The sequence below is a fragment of the Urbifossiella limnaea genome, from assembly GCF_007747215.1.
Taxonomy (GTDB): Bacteria; Planctomycetota; Planctomycetia; order Gemmatales; family Gemmataceae; genus Urbifossiella; species Urbifossiella limnaea.
This window is the reverse complement of sequence record NZ_CP036273.1, coordinates 4,563,127-4,578,013: the sequence shown is the minus strand read 5'-3', so window position 1 is coordinate 4,578,013 and position 14,887 is coordinate 4,563,127. Positions and strand designations below refer to the sequence as shown.

Sequence of the window (14,887 nt, the reverse complement as noted above, 5' to 3'; positions counted from 1 at the left end):
AACGCACGCTACCCAGCTGCCTTCCACGGGAGCCGATGCTGGGCAGTATCGGCAGGCGGGATGTCGGACGAATGTCGCTTACTTTTCAGCGCTCCACCCCTGGTCACCAGCAACCGCACGCCGATACCTTGGCGAACCCCTTGGTCCGCTCCGTCGGCCACCGCGCTCCGGCACAGCATTGCCACGGTGGTACCGCGGCCGGAACGGCGAGGGCGTCTCCACCTCGGGCGACGCAGCCACACCCGGAGGTCGAGCTATCTCATTGGGTTCTGCGTCACCGAGGGCGTGACCGCCGGGTCCGTCCATCACCTCCTGCGCGGCGTCGGCGTGGTCGCGGCATCGGGTGGTCGGGTGTCGCGGAACGCACGGGAGTCCCACACCCGTGCTGTCTTGTCCCAACTCCCCGTGACGATCCGCGTCCCGTCCGGGCTGAACGCCGCGGACGACACCGCGTCGGCGTGGCCCTTGAAGGCGAGTAGCTCGGCACCCGTCTTCGCGTCCCACACCCGCGCCGTGGTGTCCTCGCTGCCGGTGACGATCCGCGTCCCGTCCGGGCTGAACGCCGCGGACGTGACCTCGTCGACATGGCCCTTCAGAACGGCCAACCCGGAGCCCGTCTTCGCGTCCCACACGCGGGCGGTCCGATCTTTACTCGCGGTCACAATCCGTGAGCCGTCGCTGTCGAAGGCGGCGGACAACACGCCCGCGGCGTGCCCCCTGAGAGTGAGCAATTCGGCCCCGGTCAGGGCGTCTCTCACCCGCGCCGTCCCGTCCTCATTCGTCGTGATGACTCGCGCCCGGTCCGGGCCCACGGCCCCGGGCTGCACAGCGTCGGGGTGATCCCCGGGGTTGGGCACCCCAGCTCCGGTCCGGGCGTCCCACGCCCGCACCGTCCCGTCCTTGCCGGTGGTGACGACCCGGGTTCCGCCCGCGTCGAACCGGGCGGACCGTACCCCGTCGGCGTGGGCTCTGATGGCGAGGAACTCGGGTCCGTACCGGGCGTCCCACACCCGGGCCGACGAGTCCGCACTCGCGGTGACGACCCGGGTTCCGTCCGGGCTGAAGGCGGCGAACCGCACCCCGTCGGTGTGCCCCCGGAAGGCAAGGACCTCGTCCCCGCGGGTCGCGTCCCAGACCCGCGCCGTGGTGTCCACGCTCGCGGTCACGATTCGGCCCCCGTCCGGACTGAAGCACGCGGACGCCACCCCGGAGTGGCACCGGATCACCAGCAACTCGGCCCCGGTGCTCACGTCCCACACCCGGGCCGTCCGGTCGTAGCCGCCGGTGACGACCCGCGACCCGTCCGGGCTGAAGCACGCGGACGCCACCCCGGTGTGACCCTTGAGCACGAGACGCGCAGACCCGTCCGTCGCGTCCCAGACGCGCGCGGTTTGGTCCGCGCTTGTGGTCACGATCCGCGAGCCGTCCGGGCTGAACGCCGCGGACGACACCGCGTCGGCGTGGCCCTTGACGGCGAGCACCGCGAACCCGTTCTTCGCGTCCCACACCCGCGCCGTCCCGTCCCGGCTCGCGGTGACGACCCGCGCCCCGTCCGGGCTGAAGGACGCGGACGTGACGCCCTCCGCGTGCCCCTTGAGGACGAGCAGTTCGACCCCGGTTTTCGCGTCCCACAGCCGCGCCGTCCAGTCGGAACCGGCGGTGGCGACCCGCGACCCGTCCGGGCTGAAGGACGCGGACCGCACGCCGTCCGTGTGGCCCTTGAAGACGACGAGCCCGGCCCCGGAGTTCGCGTCCCACACCCGGGCGATCCGGTCCATCCCCGCGGTGACGACCCGCGCCCCGTCCGGGCTGAAGGACGCGGACGACACGACGCCGGCGTGACCCCTGAGGGTGAGAAGGTCGGACTGGCAGAGGCGGTGGAGGTAGCCCCACTCCCAGCCGCGCAAGTCCTTCCGCGAGCCCGCCAGGATCGCCAGGGTGGTGGAGACGCTGTTCCCGCGCCACTCCTGGTGGGCGACTTCCACCGCGCGGCCGTACTCGAACACCGCCAGCTTCTCACGCTCCCGCTCGGCGTCCTTCTTGGCCGCTGCCTCGGCCTCCCGGGCCCGCTCGGCGACGCCCTCCGCCTGAATCGCGAGGTCCCTGGCCCGTTCGGCCGTCCCCTGCGCCTCCTCTGCCTTGCCGCGCTCGGACACGGCGACTTCTTTCGCCCACTCGGCCCGCTGCCAGAGGGAGTTGAGGGCCACCCCGAGAACGGCGGCCGCGACGAGCCCAAGAGCCGTGACGCCGAGGGCCACTTGCACCCGCCACCGCTTCCGCTGCTCGGCCGCCTTTACCTCGGCTGCGGCGCGCTCCCCCACCGCCTTCACCCGGTCCAGCTCGGCCTGCCGAGCCCGCTCCTCGGCCGCCACGCGCAGGGCGGCCACCGCCCGGGCCACCTCGTCCGCGTCGGCCGGCCGGCTCTCCGGCCTCGGGGCCAGGCACCGCCGGCACAACGCCACCAGTTCCGGGTCCGCCCCGCATGCGTCCAGCCGGGCGAAGCAGTCACCCACCAGCCCCTGTGCGGCGCGGAGGCGGAGCGACTCGGCCGACCCGCCCGCGAACGGCGGCTCTCCGGTGAGGATCACTGCGAGCACCGCGCCCAGCCCGAACACGTCGCTCCGCCGGTCGATCTTGCCGACCACGCCCAAGGCCTGCTCTGGTGGCATGAACGCCGGCGTGCCGAGCACGCTGCCGGCCTGGGTGAACGTGCCGTCGCTGTCCCGCAGGCTGCGCACCTCCATCTCCGCCTCCGCCGCGGTTGCGGCAGCGTCGCCGCCGGCCGGGGCGGCCCCGCTCAGGACCTTGGCCAGGCCCCAATCCATTACCTGGACCTCGCCGAACGCGCCGACCATGACGTTGGACGGCTTCAGGTCGCGGTGGATGACGTGGTGCGAGTGGGCGTACGCCAGCGCGTGGCAAACCTGCTCGAACACGGCGACGAACCGGCCGCGGTCGTGCGCGGGGTCCGGACGGTTGGCCAAGAGGTAGTCGAGGGTGCGGCCGCGGATCAGCTTCATGGCCAGGAACGGGCGGCCGTCGGGTAGGGTGCCGAGGTCGTGGACCGGGGGGATGCCCGGGTGCTGAAGTTGGGCGGCGATCCGGGCCTCGTCTGCGAACCGCCGGGCGGCCGCCGACGAGGCCCCGTACCGGTTCCCGAGCACCTTCACCGCGACCTCCCGGCCGAGGACGGTGTCGGCGGCGCGGTAGACGACGCCCATGCCGCCGCGGGCGATCTCCTCCCCCAGAACGTACCTGTCGCCTGCCGACGGCGGGTCTGCCGCGAGGGTGGTCGAACCGCCGCCGGTGGCCGTGAGCCGATCGGCGACGGACCTCGTGTGAGCCGGGTCCGGCGGGGTGACGGCCGGCACGGCCAGGAAGGTACCGATGGCCTCGTGGGACCGCAGGAGCGCCTCGACCCGCCCGCGCAGCGCCGCGTCGCCGGCGCACGCCTGCCCCAGGTAGCCGGCGCGGGCCGCCGGGTCGGGCAGGTCGAGGACCGCGAGGAAGACCTCCCGCTCTGTCATGGTGAACCTGGGGGCCGGGGGCATCGGGTCACCTCACGCCCGGGGGCTCCCACCGGCCGCCCCAGCCGTCGTGGAGGTCCTGGAGGAACTTGTCCCACTGGGCCTTGCTACGGGTGTTCGGGTATGGGATCGGGGCGACCGGGCCGGGCGACTCGTGGATCACCCGGAACCGGCTGTCGTCGCTCGTGATGAGCCCGACCCGGAACACCTTCGACGTGTGCTGCGTCTCCGGGTCGATGCGGACCACCCCGCCGGGGGCGTCGTAGGACTGGCGACGGACGGCGTCCCGGACCCGTCCGGGGGCGTCCGTCCCCGCTTCCCTCACTGCCCGCGCCCACATGTGGACGCCGAAGTAGGCGGCCTCCATAGGGTCCGAGATGGTGCGCTGCGGCCCGTGTCGGGCCTGGAACCGCCGGACGAAGGCGTGGTTCTGCGGCCGGTCGACGGACTGGAAGTAGTTCCACGCGGCGTAGTCCCCGACCACGGTCTTCGCACCCAGGCTGGCGAGTTCCTCCTCCGAGATGCTGAACGAGATGGTCGGCACCCGGTCCGGGGTCAGGCCGGCCGCGCGGAGGGCCCGGAGGAACGCGACGTTGCTGTCCCCGTTGATCGTGTTCAGGATTGCGTCGCACCGGGCGGTAGCGATTTTGCGGACCACCTCCGCCACGTCCCCCCCGCCCAGGGGGACGTACTCCTCCCCGACGACCTCGGCCCCGAGCTCGGCCGCCTGGTCGCGGATGATCGCGTTCGCGGTGCGGGGGAAGATGTAGTCCGAGCCGACGAGGAACAGCCGCTTCTTCTTCAGCGCCGTGACGCACCACCGCACCGCCGGGATGATCTGCTGGTTCGGGGCGGCCCCGGTGTAGACCACGTTCGGCGACTGCTCCAGGCCCTCGTACTGCACGGGGTAGAACAGCAGGTGGTCGTGCCGCTCGAAGACCGGTAGCGCCGTCTTGCGACTCGCCGACGTCCAGCACCCGAACACCACGCTGACGCGGTCCTTTGCGATCAGCTTCTCGGCCCGGGCGGCGAACGTCGCGGCGTCCGACTCGCCGTCCTCGACCACGGCCTCGACCGGCCGGCCCAGTACCCCGCCGGCCTCGTTGACCTCGTCCACGGCGAGGAGGGCGGCGTCGATCACGGGCCGCTCGCTGATCGCCATTGTCCCGGTGCGGGAGTGAAGGATCCCGACCCGGATCGGCGGACCCGTCGGCGGCGCGACCGGGGTGGGGGTTCCCGGCGGCACGCTAACCGGGGGATTCGTCGGCTCGACGCGGGCAGTGTCGCCGGGCTTCTCCGGCGGGCTCTGCCCCCGCGACCCGGAGAGCAAACCAACAACGCCCGCGACAAGGCCGACGCCGAGTACGGCCGCGGCGACGAGGAATTTCCGGCGGGACCGGGGGCGTTCGACGGCGGGAGCCGGTGTGCCGCCGGCGACCGACACGCGGGACAGGTCGAGCCGGGACGTCGTGGTTCGGCGCGCGGTGCGGACGTATTCCGGGAGGTTGCAGTCCTCGGTGAACGGGGCCAGGGCGGCGGCGACCTCGGCCGGGGTGGCGAACCGGTCGCCGCGGCTCTTGGCGAGCATCCGGGTCAGGACAGCGGCCACGGCCTCGGGTACGTCCGGCCGCAGCTCGCGGATGGGGGGCAGTGGGGCCTGGCTGTGGGCCCACATCTGCTGCACCATTGTGGTGTACTTCTTGTGCGGGAACGGCGCCTCCCCGGCCAGCAGGTAGTAGAAGGTGCAGCCGAGGCTGTAGACGTCCGCGCGGATGTCGAGGTTCCGGCTGCTCTCCCACTGCTCGGGCGAGGCGTAGTCCACCGTGCCGACGAACTGCCGCTCGCCGGTCATGTCCGGTACGGGGACGGCCGCGTCACCCTTCAGCGTGGCCATCCCCAGGTCCAGGATCTTCACCTGCCCGGCCCGCGACACCAGCAGGTTCTGCGGCTTGATGTCGCGGTGGACGAGCCCCTGCTCGCGGACGTAGTCCAGGCCGACCGCGGCCTGGCGGACCAGTTCGCAGGCCTCGGCGACCGGCAGCAGCCCCCGCTCGGCCACCAGTTCGGCGAGGTTGACGCCGTCGATGTACTCCATCACCAGGAGGTGCGACGGGCCGAACTCCTCGGCCTCGTACACGCCGACCACGTTCGGGTGCGTCAGCCGGGCCGACAACCGCGCCTCCTGCTGGAACCGCTGGACCACCTTCGCGTTGGCGAGGAGTTCCGGCCGGATCAGCTTCAGCACGACGGGGCGGTCGAGGAGCCGGTGCTCGGCCTTGTAGACCGTGCCCATCCCGCCGCGGCCGAGGATGCCAAGGAGGCGGTACCGCGGGTGGTGGCGGAGCTGGTCGGGCACCGGCGGCTCGGGGGCGTCGGCCTCCGTGTCGCCCGGCGGCCGCCACGTCTCGGTCGGCCGGTACGGGGTCAGTTGGGCGAGGGCGTGCCGGCAGGCGGGACACTCGCGCAGGTGGGCCTCGACCGCCGGCCGGTCGGCGGAGTCGAGCTTGTTGCACGCGAGCTGTTCCAACTGCTCGCGCGTCGGGCACGTCGTCTGTTCCACGGGGCGAACCTCCACGGTGGCCGTGATCGCTACTCGTCCGCTATCGACCCGGCGTTCAACTGCGTGAGGAATTCGGCGGGCGACTCGCCGTTGATCCCTTCCAACCGGCCCAGGGACCGGATGACCGCACCGTCGCGGTCCGCCCGCAGACGGACGCCTCGGACGTTGAGGAGCCTGAGCGGCATGTCCCGGAGCGGGGTGAGGTCGGTCACCTTCGTGTCGTCCAGGTACAGCGTGACCAGCGGCATCCCCTTGAGGGGCGCCAGGTCGCCCACGGCCGTGTGCGAGCAGTTCAGGTGTTCCAGTTTCGAGCCGGCGACGGGGTCCAGCTCGCGGACCTGGGTGTGCTGCACCCGGAGTTCCTTGAGGGGCATCCCCTTGAGCGGCGACAGGTCGGCGAGCTGGCCGTTGTTGTTGCAATCCAGGAAGGAGAGAGGCATGCCCTTCAGCGGCGACACGTCGGTGAGTTTCCCCATCCTGTCGGTGCCGGAGCAGACGAGTTCCTTGAGCCCGGTCAGCGCCCGCACCGGGGAGATGTCCGCCACCTCCAGCGTTGAGAACTCCAGCCGGGTGACGGCCCCGTTCTCGACGGTCGGGTTGAGCGTGCCGTCGAAGTTTGGGTTCCGCTTCTTCAGTTCCCGGCGGACCTCCTCCACCTGCTCGGCGGCGGGAAGGGCCGCGACGCGCCGGACCTCGTCGTCCGGGAAGGTGGGGGCCGCCGGATCGATTACCCCGCCGTCCCACTCGATCCGACACCGCGGCAGCGCCGCCTTCAGGTGATCGATCCCCACGGCAGTCACCTTCGTCCCGCGCAGTAACAGGTACTGCAGTCGCTTGCACTGCTTGAACTGGGCCACCCCCTCATCGGTGACCTGCGTCCCGCCCAGGTGAAGCACCTCCAGATTCTTGCATTCCGCGAAGGGGACTACAGCCGCGTCGCCCACCGGCAGCGCGTCCAGGTCGAGGTGCTTGAGTTTGGTGCAATTCCGGAAATGGGCCAACCCCGCCTCGGTCACCTGCGTGTGTCCAAGCCCGAGGAGTTTCAGCTCCGTGCTATGCCCGAAAAACGCACCGACCGCATCGGTCACCCGGGTGCTCCGAAGGGAAAGGTCGGTGAGCTTGCACGCTTTGAAGTGGGCCGCCCCGGTATCGCCGACGCTGGTCGAAAAGAGATCGAGAAGGGTCAGGTCGCGACATTCCTTGAAGGTTCCCAGCCCGACATCGGTCACCTTCGTCACGGCCAAGTCGAGGGACTTGAGGTTCCGGCAGCCCAGGAAGAACGCCAACCCTTCGTCGGTCACCTTCGCATTGTCGCGGAGGGAAACCCCCGTGAGCGCAAAAGGGGTCTTGGGCAACTGCTCGAAACCCCCAAAGAGTTCGTAGCCGTTGACTGACACTGCCCCGCCGATCGACAGCACGTAGACCGCGGCCTTGCGATCCCGGTCGGGGTCCCGCCGTTCCGGCGACGGGCCGGGGCCCGCCGCGGGCGGCGTTGGTGTGCCGGCGGTGTTCCAGTCCGGCCGGGTGAGGGCGTACGCCGAGATCCCGGCCGCGGCCGCGCACACCAGCACGCCGGCCGCGACGGCCCACCTCCACCGCCCGGTCTGTTTGACCTTCTCCCGGGCGATGCGGGGGAAGTCCGCCGTCCGGGCGTTGGCCTTGAGGCGGGCCTCGCACTCGGCGAGCAGGTCAGCGACCTCGCGGGCCGACTCGAACCGGTCCGCGGGGTTCTTCGCGTGCAGCTTCGCGATGATGTCGCAGAGCCACTGCGGGGCCTCGGGGATAACCTCCCGAATCGGCCGCGGCGTGTCCTCGGCGACCCGCTTCAGCACCCCCATCGTGTTGCTGGCCCGGAACGGCGGCCGGCCGGAGCACATCACGTAGAGGACGCTGCCGAGGCTGAACAGGTCGGCCCGGAAGTCGATGTGCTCCCCCTTGGCCTGCTCGGGGGCCATGTACATCGGCGTGCCGGCGACGATCCCGCTCTGCGAGATGCTGGCGTCGTCGGCCGCCCGGGCCAGCCCGAAGTCGGTCAGCTTCACCCGCCCGCGGGGGCCGCTCTCCAGCAGGATGTTGCCCGGCTTGACGTCCCGGTGGATCAGGTCCTTGGCGTGGGCGGCGGCCAGCCCCTCGGCTGCCTGCCGGGCGATCCTCAACACCTCGGGCACGTCGAGCGGGCCGGTCCGGTCGAGGCGCTGCTGGAGCGTCTCGCCGGGGACGTACTCCATCACCAGATAGGGGAGTGGCTGTTCCCCGACCTCGAACACCTGCACCACGTTCTCGTGCTGGAGTTGGGCGCTGGACCGGGCCTCGCGGAGGAACCGCTTGCGGGCCGGCGACAGGGCCGCCATCCGCGGGGCCAGCACCTTGACCGCGACTACCCGGTGGAGGTGCACGTCGAACGCCCGGAAGACGATCCCGAACCCGCCCTGGCCGAGCACTTCCAGGACCTCGTGGTGTCCGATCCGACCGCGCGAGTCCGCCCGGCCGGGCGGCGCCAGGAACGAAAGTGGCTCGTCGGCGGACACCCCGGCCGATTCCTCGTCCGTGTTCGGCGTCGCGGTGAAGGCGCGGGTGTCGGCGTGGGCGAGGTCCGGCGGGGCGACGACCGGCGTGCCGAGGAAGCTGCCGGCCGACTCGTGGGACCGGAGCAGCGCCTCCACCCGCTCGCGGAGGACAGCGTCGGTACCGCAGGCCCGGTCCACGTAGGCCGCCCGGGCGGTTGTGTCGGGCAGGTCGATCACTGCCAGGAAGATCTCGCGCTCGGTCATAGGGGCGACCTCGGCCGATCGCGGACCTTCCGGCACGGGCCCGGTGGAAGGCGACCTGCTGACAATGCGATGTCGCGCCGGCTTTACGCCAGAATTGTTCAGGACGGCTGGCGATCGGCGTCCGTGGTCAGTTCCCGGTGGAGCCACGCCCGGGCGAACGCCCACACCCGGTCCGCCGTGCGCGGAGAGACGCCGAGGACGTGGGCCGCCTCGGCCAGTGGCATGCCGCCGAAGTGGCGGAGTTCGACCAGCCGGGCCGCCTGCGGCTCCTCGGCGGCCAACCGGGTCAGGGCCGCGTCCAGCGCGACCAGGTCGTCTCGCGGGTCCGGGGCCACGGCGGCCACGCCGTCCAGTTCGACGCGCCGGAGCCCCCCGCCGTGCTTCTCGCGGCCCCTTCGGCGTGCCGCGTCCACGAGAATCCGCCGCATGGCCTCGGCGGCGGCGGCGAAGAAGTGACCGCGGTTCTCCCAGCGGCAGGCGTCGGCCGGGCCGACCAGCCGCAAATAGGCCTCGTGGACCAGCGCCGTCGCCTGGAGCGTCTGGTCGGGCGACTCGACGGCCATCCGCGCGGCGGCGAGCGCCCGCAACTCGTCGTACACGAGCGGGAGCAGGTCCGCGGCGGCCCGGCGGTCACCGGCGGCCGCGGCGTCGAGCAGGCGAGTCACCTCGGGCATGTCGGTTCATTTTACCCCCGGGTGCAGGGATTGAAAGTTGCAACCGTATCTAATTCTCATAATTTGGTCTGCCGCCAAAGTTGGCGGGTTTCGGCGGATACGACGCATTGATCACGGGGCTTCACGCCCGCACCCGTGGACTCCGCCATGACCGAACACGAAATCCGGGCCGCCGCGGCCGCGCTCGACGACCCCGCGGCGCGGGCCTCCTACCTCGATTCCGCCTGCGGCACCGATTCCGCCCTCCGGAGCCGGGTCGAAATCCTGCTGCGTGCCGAACCCGACGACAGCGGCGTAACCCGAACCATCCCACCGAGTACGGACGGCGACGGCCCCACCCGCACCATCGTGCCCGGGGCCGGGGTCCAGGACGACGCCGACACCCGGGCGCCGGACGGGGCCGGCGACGACGCCGACGTGTCGCTCCTCCTCGCCCCGCCGGGGCGGGCCGAATCGGTCGGCCGGATCGGGCATTACGAGGTCCTCGGCGTCGTCGGCCGCGGCGGGATGGGCGTCGTCTTCCGCGCGGTCGATACCACCCTCGAGCGGACCGTGGCGCTGAAGGTCCTCGCCCCCGCGCTCGCCGCGGTGCCGACCGCCCGCCGCCGGTTCGCCCGCGAGGCCCGGGCCGCAGCCGCCGTCCGGGACGACCACGTCGTCGACATCCACTCGGTCCACGACGACGCCGCGGTCCCGTACCTGGTGATGGAGTTCGTCCGCGGCCGGACGCTCGAGGACCGGGTGCGGGCCGACGGCGCCCTGCCCGTCGGCGAGGTCGTGCGGATCGGGCTGGCCGCGGCCCGGGGGCTCGCCGCCGCCCACGCCCAGGGGCTCGTCCACCGCGACGTGAAGCCCGGGAACATCCTCCTCGAAGCCGACACCGGCCGGGTCCGCCTCACCGACTTCGGCCTCGCCCGCGCCGCCGACGACGCCACCATCTCGCGCAGCGGGATCATCGCCGGCACGCCGCTGTACATGTCGCCGGAGCAGGCCCGCGGCGGGCAGGTCGATCCACGGTCGGACCTGTTCAGCCTCGGCAGCGTGCTGTACACGCTCTGCACCGGCACGCCGGCGTTCAAGGCCGACCACACCGTCGCGGTGCTGCGGCGGGTGTGCAACGACATCCCGACGCCGGTCCGGAAGCTGAACCCGCGGGTGCCGAAGTGGCTGGCCGCGGTCGTCGAGACGTTGCTAGCGAAGAACCCGGACGACCGCATCCCGACGGCGGCGGACGTGGCCGCGCTGCTCGCCGCGTTCCAGGCCCACCTCGCCGACCCGAAGCGCGTGCCGGCGCCGGCCGTGCCCGGCGTCGCCCCCGCGCGGCGGTGGGACGCCAAAGGCTGGGCGGCGGTCGCGGCCGGGGTCGTGGCGGTCGCGGCGCTCGGCGTCGCCGGCTATCGCGCACTCCGCCCGGCCGACGAACAGGTCGTCGCCCCCGAGTCGCTCCCGCCGAAGCCGTCCGTCTGGCAGCCGCCGACGGCCGCGGACCTCGCCGCCCGGCCGAGCCCGCTCGACGGCCGCACCCGCGACCAGATCCCGCCCGCGCTGCTCGCCCTCGCCGGCGGCGGGAACGCGAAGAAGGCGCCGCCCGAACTCGTCGCCGTCTTCGCCGACCCGCGGTTCCTCGTCCCCGACGAACTCGCCGTCCCCGCCCACGTCGAGTTCCGGCAGGACGCCGCCGGCCGCCGGCTCGTCATCCCGGGCCGGGACGCCGTCGGCCTATTCGACCCGGCCACCGGCGACCTGCTCCGCACCTTCGCCCCGCGGGATCCGGAGAGCGGCCCCGCCGCGATCAGCCGCGACGGCCGGCTCGTCGCCGCCGCCGCCCGGCCGGACGCGAAGACCCCCGGCACCATCACCGTCTGGGAAGCCGAGACCGGCACCGCGGTGGCGACGCTCGGCCCGGTCGCGGTGATGCCCCGCGACGTCGCCTTCTCCGCCGACGCGAAGACGATCTTCGCCGCCGGCCCGAAGGGGCTCGACGTGTGGGACGTGGCCGGGCAGGCGGTGATACGTTCGTTCCCGGCAGAGAAGGCCGACAAGACCGTCTTCTACACCTTCGGGCTGAGCCCGGACGGGTCGCGGCTGGCGTGGGCCGACGAAGGCGCGGCGGTGAAGTTGTGGGCGGTCGGCGGCGACGCCCCGCCGACGACGTTGACCGCCCACAAGACCGCCCCGGCGTTCGCGGCGTTCAGCCCGGACGGGAAGCGGCTGGCGACCGGGAACGGCACCGAACTCGCGGTCTGGGACGTGGAGACGCAGTCATTGCTGAAGCTGCTCGACACGCCGGCGAACTGGCTGGCGTTCGAGCCGGGCGGGAAGTCGCTGCTGTCGGCGTCCTGCGTGGCGGCGAAGAACCCGAACGGCCACGCGGTGACCCGGTGGAACCTCGATACGTTTGAGCCGACCGCGCTGCCGCCGATCGGCCCGCGCGGCGGGCACGTCGGGCTGAGCGCCGACGGGAGGTCGCTGTTCCTGCTGACCGCCGAGGCGCGGGACCAGCCGCGGCGGGTGCTGACCTTCGACGTGCCCGGCTGGTCGGCCGCGTCGCCGCGGGGGCACGCCGGCGAGGTCGCGGCCGTCGCCGTCAGCCCGGACGGCCGGCGGGTCGCGTCCGCGGGCGCCGACGGCGGCGTGATCGTGTGGGACCTCGGCGACTGGCCCGCGGGCGCGGCGCTGCCGCCGGTCCGCGCCCTGACCGGCCACGCCAAACCGGTCTTCTCCGTCGCCTTCGCGCCGGACGGCGCACACCTCGCGTCCGCCAGCGGCGACGGCGACGTGCGGGTCTGGGACGCCGCGACCGGCGCCGCCGTCCGCCGGCTGAAGGTCGAAAAGCCGCTGGCCGGCGACGTGGCTTACAGCGGCGACGGAAAGCTGCTCTTGGCCGGCGACGCCGACGGCGGGGTGCTCGTGTGGGACGCCTCGACCGGCGAGCCGCAGCCGCCGCTGCGGTCACACAACCTCGCCGTCGGGGCGGTGGCGGCCGGGCCGGACAACCGGTTCGTCGCGTCCGCCGGGGCCGAAGACGGCCGGGTCGGAATCGCCGACCGGCGGTCGCTCCGGCGGCTCCAGACCCTCGGCCCGGCGAAGCCCAGCCGGGCCGACGTGCGGGTCGCGTTCGCCGCCGACGGCCGGACCCTCGCCTACGGCGGGTGGGACGGCACCGTCCGGCTGTGGGACACGACCGACCGGAAGGAGACGGTGCTGGCCGGCGGCGGGCCGAACCTCCGCGGGCTGGCCGTGGACCCGACCGGCCGCTTCGTCGCGGCCACGCGGGCGAAGACTCTGCTGGTGTGGGACCGCACCGCCCCCGCCCGCCCGGCGAGCGTCGGCCCAGCCCCGTTCGGCGGCACCCCGCGGCAGGTCGCGTTCACCCCCGAGGGCCGCTTCCTGGTCGTCGCCGGGTCGAACGGGGTGGTCAGCATCCTCCGCGCCCCGACCGCCGCGGCGCCGTGGGCTCGCAGCCCGTACCCCGATTCGGCCGACGCCGTCACCCGCCTCCGCGCCGCCCTTGACACCGGCGGCACACCCGCCGAGGTGGCCGAGGAGCGATTCGCCGACGAGCCGCTGACGAAGGCGGACGCCGCGGCCGCCCGCGCGCTGCTGTGGGACGCGCACCTCGCCCGCACCCGGAAGGACCGCGCCGACGCGGTCAAGGAGCGGGTCGTGCGGCAGGGCGAGTTCACGATGCCGTACTCGGTGCAGCCGTTCGGCGAGAAGCCGAAGGACGGGTGGAGCCTGTACGTGTCGCTCCACGGCGGCGGGGGGACGGCGAAGGCGACGAACGACGCCCAGTGGGAGAACCAGAAGAAGTTGTACGCCGTGGCAGAAGGGCTCTACGTCGCCCCCCGCGCCCCGACCGACACGTGGGACTTGTGGCACGACGCCCACATCGACGGCATGTTGGGCCGGCTGGTGGAAGACCTGGTCGCGGTCGAGGGGGTGAACCCGGACCGTGTCTACCTGCTCGGGTACGGGGCCGGGGGCGACGGGGTGTACCAGCTCGCCCCGCGGGTCGCGGACCGGTGGGCCGCGGCGGCAATGATGGGCGGGCACCCGAACAAGGCGCCGGTGCGGTCGCTGCGGAACGTCCCTTTCGCCATCCAGGTCGGGGAGAACGACGCGGCGTTCAAGCGGAACGCGGCCGCACGCGAGTACGCCGGCCGGCTCGCCGACCTCCGCAAGGCCGACCCGCGTGGGTACGAGCACTTACTGAAGCTCCACCCCGGCAAGGCGGCGTGGATGGGCCTGGAGGACAAGATCGCCCTGCCGTGGATGGCGAAGTTCGCCCGCAACCCGGTGCCCGACCGCGTCGTGTGGGAGCAGTCGGACCGGCCGCGCGACCGGCTGTACTGGCTCGCCGTGCCCGACGACGCGGCGAAGGATGGGACGCTGGTGGACGCAGCACGCGGCGCGCAGACGATCACCGTCGCCGCCGCCGAGGGCGTTCCGAAGCTGCTGATCCGCCTCGACGACCGGTTGCTCGACCTGGACCAGCCGGTGCGGGTGACGCACGGCGGGAAGGACGTGTTCGTAGGCACCGCCCCGCGGACGATCGGGGTGATGGCCCGCACCCTCGCCGGCCGCGGCGACCCGGGCCTCATGTTCGACGCCGAGGTCGAGGTCGATCTCCGCGCGGCGAGCGCCGCCCCGTCGCTGGTCGGCCTGTCGCCCGAGGAGCAAGTCGCCGAGTTCGTCCGCGCCATGAAGGAGAAGAACCCGGGGTTCGACGGGAAGGTGACGCCGACGGTCGCGGACGGGGTGGTGACCGGGCTCGCGTTCAAGACCGGCGGGGTGAAGGACGTCGGCCCGGTGCGGATGCTCCCGCAGCTGCGCAAGCTCGACATGACGGTCGGCCCCGGCACCCAACTGACCGACGTGTCGCCGCTTCAGGGGCTGAAGCTCACCCACCTGTCGTGGAACGGGAACCCGGTGGCCGACCTGTCGCCGCTGAGGGGGATGCCGCTCGAATACCTGATGGCGTGGGGCTGGAGCGGGACCGACCTGACGCCGCTGAAGGGGATGCCGCTCACGTGGCTGAACGTCGGCGGCGGGGGCCGGCTGACGGACCTGTCGCCGCTCGCCGGGCTGCCGCTCGACTTCCTGTGCGTGAACATCACGCAGGTGAGCGACCTCGGCCCGCTGGCGGGGATGCCGCTGCGGACGCTCCACTTCGCGAACACCCGGGTGACGGACCTGTCGCCGCTCCGCGGGTTGCAGCTGCGGGCGGTTCAGTTCTCGTACCTGCCGGAGCGGGACGCCGCCGCGCTGCGTGCGATCCCGACGCTGGAGACGATCAACGACCGCCCGGCGGCCGAGGTGCTCGGCCCGGCCCGGAAGGACTGACGCGGACCG

General features: G+C 72.9%; 5 protein-coding genes and 1 pseudogene. 1 reads left to right on the top strand and 5 read right to left on the bottom strand.

What is annotated here, in order from left to right; all coding sequences use genetic code 11:
• Positions 1 to 305: 305 nt before the first annotated feature.
• The 5 genes and pseudogenes from ETAA1_RS18770 to ETAA1_RS18755 all read right to left on the bottom strand — a co-directional run bounded on the left by ETAA1_RS18770 (position 306) and on the right by ETAA1_RS18755 (position 9,532).
• Complete coding sequence (locus ETAA1_RS18770; RefSeq protein WP_145241137.1) at positions 306 to 3,551, bottom strand: WD40 repeat domain-containing serine/threonine-protein kinase; 3,246 nt, start codon at positions 3,549 to 3,551, stop codon at positions 306 to 308.
• Positions 3,552 to 3,555: 4 nt separating this feature from the next.
• Complete coding sequence (locus ETAA1_RS34015; protein WP_449369425.1) at positions 3,556 to 4,971, bottom strand: urea ABC transporter substrate-binding protein; 1,416 nt, start codon at positions 4,969 to 4,971, stop codon at positions 3,556 to 3,558.
• Between the two features lie 123 nt (positions 4,972 to 5,094).
• Positions 5,095 to 5,883, bottom strand: a pseudogene (locus ETAA1_RS34010) (serine/threonine-protein kinase); the annotation flags it as partial.
• A 233-nt stretch (positions 5,884 to 6,116) separates the two neighbouring features.
• Positions 6,117 to 8,858, bottom strand: coding sequence for a protein kinase domain-containing protein (locus ETAA1_RS18760; RefSeq protein WP_145241132.1), 2,742 nt, complete (start codon positions 8,856 to 8,858; stop codon positions 6,117 to 6,119).
• Positions 8,859 to 8,956: 98 nt separating this feature from the next.
• Complete coding sequence (locus ETAA1_RS18755; protein ID WP_145241130.1) at positions 8,957 to 9,532, bottom strand: ECF-type sigma factor; 576 nt, start codon at positions 9,530 to 9,532, stop codon at positions 8,957 to 8,959.
• A gap of 147 nt (positions 9,533 to 9,679) precedes the next feature.
• Here ETAA1_RS18755 and ETAA1_RS18750 point away from each other — a divergent pair, with 147 nt between their 5' ends.
• The gene (locus ETAA1_RS18750; protein ID WP_145241128.1) at positions 9,680 to 14,878 is read left to right on the top strand and encodes a protein kinase domain-containing protein; all 5,199 of its coding nucleotides are present in this window, start codon (positions 9,680 to 9,682) and stop codon (positions 14,876 to 14,878) included.
• Positions 14,879 to 14,887: the final 9 nt, after the last annotated feature.